General features: G+C 67.7%; 4 protein-coding genes. 2 read left to right on the top strand and 2 right to left on the bottom strand.

Annotated elements, in window-relative coordinates; genetic code table 11:
* Window positions 1–222: 222 nt before the first annotated feature.
* Window positions 223–1,467, bottom strand: coding sequence for an MFS transporter (locus tag ACIPIA_RS08570; RefSeq protein ID WP_400508545.1), 1,245 nt, complete (start codon window positions 1,465–1,467; stop codon window positions 223–225).
* A 95-nt stretch (window positions 1,468–1,562) separates the two neighbouring features.
* Here ACIPIA_RS08570 and ACIPIA_RS08575 point away from each other — a divergent pair, with 95 nt between their 5' ends.
* The gene (locus ACIPIA_RS08575) at window positions 1,563–2,534 is read left to right on the top strand and encodes an AraC family transcriptional regulator (protein ID WP_400508547.1); all 972 of its coding nucleotides are present in this window, start codon (window positions 1,563–1,565) and stop codon (window positions 2,532–2,534) included.
* A 119-nt stretch (window positions 2,535–2,653) separates the two neighbouring features.
* Here ACIPIA_RS08575 and ligA read toward each other — a convergent pair whose 3' ends face one another.
* Complete coding sequence (gene ligA, locus ACIPIA_RS08580; protein ID WP_400508549.1) at window positions 2,654–4,822, bottom strand: NAD-dependent DNA ligase LigA; 2,169 nt, start codon at window positions 4,820–4,822, stop codon at window positions 2,654–2,656.
* A gap of 224 nt (window positions 4,823–5,046) precedes the next feature.
* Between ligA and ACIPIA_RS08585 the strand changes: the two genes are divergently transcribed.
* Window positions 5,047–5,838 (top strand): DUF2189 domain-containing protein, encoded by a 792-nt coding sequence (locus tag ACIPIA_RS08585; RefSeq protein ID WP_400508551.1) that lies wholly within the window; start codon window positions 5,047–5,049, stop codon window positions 5,836–5,838.
* Window positions 5,839–6,244 lie beyond the last annotated feature (406 nt).

Consider the following 6,244-nt stretch of genomic DNA (forward strand, 5'->3'; position numbering starts at 1 on the left):
GCATGGCGGCGGAAGGTTGCGGCGAGGCAGTCCAGCCCGCCGAAGCGCTCGGCCGGAAACAGCTTCGCCTGCTCGCCGGCGACGAGCGGTTCGAGGCCCAGTGTCTCGCCCTGAGTGACTGCTTCCATGGCGCGAGCATAAACCCTCTCGCCGCTTTGCTGTCTTGAAGAAAAGTGATCGGGCGCATCACGCGCCCGATCGGTTTCGTCGCCTAGGCTCGCCTCAGATGGCGTGGGCAGCCGCGCTGGCGCCGATCCGCTCCGGGCTCTTCGAACCAAGCAGCAGCACGCCCGCTCCGCCGACCAGCGTCGCGATGGTGGCATAGGCGATGACGCCCAGCGTCCCGAAGCCGTCGACCAGCAGGCCGCCGAAGACGGCGCCGCTCGCGATCGCGACCTGGAAGGCGGCGACGAGCAGGCCGCCGGCCGACTCCGCCTCCTCCTCCGGGGCGACGCGCACCAGCCAGGTCTGGAAGCCAACCGGCAGCGCACCGAAGGCGAAGCCCCAGAGCCCCACGGCGATGGCCGAGGCGATCGGCGAAGAACCCGCGAACAGCAAGCTCCCTCCCATCAGCGCGATCGCGAAGGCTCCGAAGATCACCGAAGCCTTGGCGCTGCGCGCGGTGATCGCTCCGCCGAGGAAATTGCCGAAGAAGCCGCCGACACCATAGGCGAGCAGGACCAGCGAGATTGCCTCGACCGAGAACTTGGGGATTTGCTCCAGGAACGGGCGGACATAGGTGAAGCCCGCGAAATGGCCGGAGATCACGACGACGATGCTGGCCAGCACCAATGCGATGCTCGGCCGGCCGAGCAGGCGGAAGAGCGTGCGGATGTCGGGCGATCCGCGCGCCGGCAGACGCGGCAGCGCGGCAATCTGGATCGCCAGTGTCGCGACGCCGACGAGTGCCGCAATCCAGAACACGAAGCGCCAGCCCATCAGGTTGCCGATATAGGCCCCGATCGGCGCTGCGCTGACGGTCGCGACGGATACGCCCGTGAAGATCAGCGACATCGCCTTGGGCAACGCGCTCGGCGGCACGAGCCGCATCGCCGTAGCCGCGACCATCGACCAGAAGGCGCCGAGGCCGATCCCGAGCAGGACGCGGGCGAAGAGCAGTGTCGTGAGGTTCGTCGCGACCGCGGCGAGCGCGCTGGAGACGATCAGCAGGCCGGTCAGCGACCAGATGACGATGCGCCGGTCGATGCCGCGCGTGACGATGGCTGCGGCAAGGCCGGCGATGGCGCCGACCACCGCAGTGGCGGTCACGGCCTGTCCGGCGGCGCCGACGGACACGCCGACATCGGCAGCCATCGGGGTCAGGAGGCTGGCCGGCAGAAACTCGGCGGTGACGAGGCCGAAGACGCCGAAGGTGAGTGAGGTTACAGCGGCCCAGGCCGGCTTTTCGCGGACCTCCTCGGCGCTGTCGTCGAATTCGAGTGCGGTGGCAGATAGGGAATCTGACATGGGGGTCTCCACGAAGTCGCCGGAAGATGGGCGTGGCTCCATGGAGTTTCCATGCTATATAATCCGCATCTCATGACCGTTCGTCCAGGACTGCGATGACCGCTTCCGCCGATCACCTGACCGAGATGCTCCGCGGCCTCAGGCTCGACGGTGTGGATTACAGCCGCTGCCAGATGGCCGCACCCTGGGGCGTCGCCTTTCCGCAAAGCCGCGAGGCCAGCTTCCATTTCATCTCGCGCGGCGGCTGTTGGCTGAAGACGCCGGCAGGCGAATGGCTCGAGCTGCATGACGGCGACGCCGTGCTGATGCCGCGCGGCGGCGGCCACGTCCTGGCGAGCTCGCCGCAGGCCACCGCCTCCCCGCCCCGCGCCTGCCGGGTGCGCGAGACCTATGGCAACGTCTTCGATGTCGAAGGCGGCGGCACCGGCGAGCACATGCTGCTCTTCACCGGTCGCATGACCTTCAATGTCGATCTCGACCACCCGCTGCTGCGGCTGATGCCGGACATGATGCGGATGAGCGATTTCATCGCCAACGAGCCCGGCATCCCGCATCTGCTGGAGGCGATGGGTCAGGAGGTCGCGATGGACCGGGTCGGCGCCGGCGGCATCCTCGCGCGCCTCGCCGACGTGCTGGCCGCGGCGATCATGCGCGCCTGGGTTGAACGCGGCTGCGGCGCCGCCAAGGGCTGGGTCGCGGCGGCGCGCTGCCCGACCATCGGCAAGGTCCTGGCGGCGATCCACGCCCATCCCGAGACCGACTGGACGGTCGAGAGCCTCGCGGAACTGATGGGCGCCTCGCGCTCCGGCTTTGCCGAGCGCTTCGCCGAGGTCGTCGGCGAGACACCCGCCCGCTATGTCGCGCAGGTCCGGATGCACCAGGCGCGGCAATGGCTCGCGCGTGACAAGCTGCGGATCGGCGTGGTGGCACAGCGCCTCGGCTACGAGTCGGAAGCCTCGTTCAGCCGCGCCTTCAAGCGCATCACCGGCATGGCGCCGGGCCAGGTACGCGCCGCGGGCGAAGCGCCGCCCGTCGCGATGTTCACGCCGTCGGAGGCAGCTGAGTAGCTTACGGCACTCTCGCGTCATGGTCGGGCTTGACCCGACGATCTCAGGACGAGAAGGCGCCCATTCGGCACGAGATTCTCGGGTCTGCGCTCCGCTCCGCCCGAGAATGACGAGTCGCTCTAGCCGCCGACCAGGTCGAACCAGCCGGCCTCGTCGATGACCTCGACATTGTGCTTGGCGGCATCCTTGAGCTTGGAGCCCGCGCCCGGCCCGGCGACGAGCAGATCCGTCTTCGACGACACCGAGCCCGCCACCTTGGCGCCAAGCCGCTCGGCCATCGCCTTGGCCTCGTCGCGCGTCATCCGCTCCAGCGCGCCGGTGAAGACCACGATCTTGCCGGCGACCGGACTGGCCGATGCCACCGCTTCGAGCGGCTGGGGTGACACCTCTGCCAGCAGCCGGTCGAGCAATTGCTCGTTATGCGGCTCGCCGAAGAACTCGATCAGCGCCTCGACCACGGTCGGGCCGACGCTGTCGATCGCATCGAGTTCCTGCCGTTCGGCCGACGCCTCGTCGGCAGCGGCGATGCCCGCCGCGCGCAAGGCCTCGAACGAGCCATAGTGCCGTGCGAGCAGCCGCGCCGTCGTCTCGCCGATATGGCGGATGCCGAGCCCGAAAATGAAGCGGTTGAGCGGCGGACGACGCCGGTCCTCGATCGCGTCGAACAGCTTCCTGGCGCTGACGGCGCCGAAGCCCTCCTTGTCCTTGAGCTTCTTGAAATTGGCCGCATCGCGCGTGGCCAGCGTGAAAATGTCGGCCGGCTCCTTCACAGGCAGCTCGGGATCGCTGTGGAAGAACTCGATCTGCTTGTCGCCGAGCCCGTCGATATCCATCGCGTCGCGCGAGACGAAGTGCTTGAGACGCTCGACCGACTGCGCCGGGCAGATCAGGCCGCCGGTGCAGCGTCGCACCGCATCTTCCTTGCCGGTGCGCGGGTTGAGTTCCCGCGTCGCATGGCTGCCGCAGGCCGGGCAAAGCGTCGGGAATTCATAAGGCTTCGAATCCGCAGGCCGCTTCGCCAGATCGACCGATTCGACGCGTGGAATGACGTCGCCCGCCCGCTTCACCGTCACGGTGTCGCCGATGCGGATATCGGCGCCGTCGCGGATCGGCAGCCCCTTGGAATCGAAGCCGCGGATATAGTCCTCATTGTGCAGCGTCGCATTGGTGACGACGACGCCGCCGACCGTGACCGGCTTCAGCCGCGCCACCGGGGAGAGCGCGCCCGTGCGCCCCACCTGGATGTCGATCGCCTCCAGCACGGTCGTCGCCAGTTCGGCCGGGAACTTGTGCGCGATCGCCCAGCGCGGCGCCCGCGAGACGAAGCCGAGCCTGGACTGCAGCGCGAGGTCGTCGACCTTGTAGACGACGCCGTCGATGTCATAGCCGAGCGTGGCGCGCTGGCTCTCGATCAGCCGGTACTGGGCGATCAGCTCGGCCACGCTCTCGCAGCGCTTCATCAGCGGGTTGGTGCGGAAGCCCCAGCGCTTGAACGCCTCGACCACGCCGCTTTGTGTCGGCGCGGGCAGCACCGGCATGTCGCCCCAGGCATAGGCGAAGAAGCGCAAGGGCCGGGATGCCGTTATGCTCGCATCGAGCTGGCGCAGCGAGCCCGCCGCCGCATTGCGCGGATTGGCGAATTCTGGAAGGCCCTTCTCGCGCTGGCGCTCGTTGATGGCAGCGAAATCGGCATGGCCGAGATAGACCTCGCCGCGCACCTCGGCGATCTCCGGCACGTCGGGCCCGGCAAGCGTGCCGGGGATCTCGGAGATCGTGCGGGCGTTGACGGTGACGTCCTCGCCCTCCTCGCCGTCGCCGCGCGTCGCGGCCGAGACCAGCTCGCCCTTCTCGTAGCGCAGAGAGAGCGACAGCCCGTCGATCTTCGGCTCCGCGGTGAAGGCGATGCCGCCCTCCTCTTCGCGGCGGCCAAGAAAGCGGTAGACCCGCCCCGCGAACTCGGCCACCGCCTCGTCGGAGAAGGCGTTGTCGAGCGAGAGCATCGGCACGCGATGGCGGATCTTCGCGAACTTGCCGGAAGGCTTGGCGCCGACCTTGCCGCTGACGCCGCCCGCCTCCTTCAACTCGGGAAAAACCTCCTCCAGCGCCACCAGCCGCCGACGCTTCGCGTCATAGGCCGCATCGTCCATGATCGGCTGATCGTCCTGGAAATAGGCGTCGTTCGCGGCCTGCACCTCGGACGCCAGCCGCTTGTGCTCGAGCCTGGCCTTGCGCAGCGTCAGCTCCGCAACGGGCGTTTCGGAAGGGGCGTTGTCGTCGGTGTCGCTCATGCGGGAAGCATTAGGCGAGATGATGCTGACGAGAAAGGGCAGGAGCAGGCTGGCTCGGCCCGAAAAGGGGCTGCGCCCTCACATCAGCGAGAAGGCTTGCGACAAATCCGGCTTTCGCGCGTATAGTTTGGAAGCTGGGAATTGGAAGCTCGACGCCGCAAGCCGTTGACGCCAAGGACATGTCAACAGCGGTGGTGAACCGGGCCGGAACCGGGAGAACCGCCATGGCCAATGTCGACGGCACCGTGCATGACATCGTCACGCTCTCGCAGCCACGCATCAAGACCATCACGACGAGGGACCTGCGCGAGGCGCTGCAGCGCGGCTGGGAGGATTTCCTGGCGCAGCCGAGCCACCTCGTCTTCATCGCCGTGATCTACCCGATCGCCGGCATCCTGCTGGCACAGCTCACCGTGAGCTACAACATCTTCCCGCTGCTCTTCCCGCTGCTCTCGGGCTTCGCGCTGATCGGCCCCTTCGCCGCGATCGGCCTCTACGAGGTCAGCCGCCGCCGCGAGAAGGGGCTCGACTCCTCCTGGAGCCACGCACTGGAAGTGCTGCGTTCGCCCTCGATCAGCCAGATTGTGCTGCTGGGCGCGATGCTGACCGGGCTCTTCCTCGCCTGGCTCTTCGCGGCGTGGTTCCTCTATCGCGGCATTCTGGGCCTGCCGGCCGACGTCTCCACGGCCGACTTCCTGCGGGCCGCCTTCACCACCGGCGATGGCTGGATCATGATCATCATCGGCAATTCGCTGGGGATGCTGTTCGCGATCCTCGCCTTCTCGATCTCGGTGGTGTCCTTCCCGCTGATCATCGACCGGCATGTGGACGTGCCCACCGCGATCCGCACCTCGATCGCCGCGGTCGAGGCCAATCCGCGCGTGATGATGTATTGGGGGCTGATCGTCACCGGGCTTCTGGTGCTCGGCTGCCTGCCGGTGCTGGTCGGGCTCGTCGTGGTCATGCCCGTGCTCGGCCACGCCACCTGGCATCTCTACCGCAAGCTCGTGGGCTGACGACCGCAGCGACCACCCACCTGACAATGCGGGAACCTTTGGCACCCGCATCGGGTTCACCCCCTGCAAAATCGAGCCGAACAGCTCCATTCCGCAGGGGGTTTTTCATGAACAACATCATTTATATCGTCGGCCTCATCGTCGTCGTCCTCGCCATTCTCTCCTTCCTCGGCCTGCGCTGAGGCGGGAGAGAACGTCGGCGACCGACCGCGGCCGAGCGTTGAAGCCTAGCCGCGACGCGGCTTGCCCTTGCCGAACGGCTTGCCGCCGCCGGCCGGACGGCCTTCCCCATGCCGCTCGGGCTTGCCTGCGAAAGGCTTGCCCTTCCCGGCAAACGGCTTCTTGAAGCCGCTGGGCTTCTGGTCATCGCGGCGCGGGCGATCGTCGTCGCGCTGCGGCCTGCCCT

The organism is Allobosea sp. CER48 (assembly GCF_044752385.1).
Taxonomy (GTDB): Bacteria; Pseudomonadota; Alphaproteobacteria; order Rhizobiales; family Beijerinckiaceae; genus Allobosea.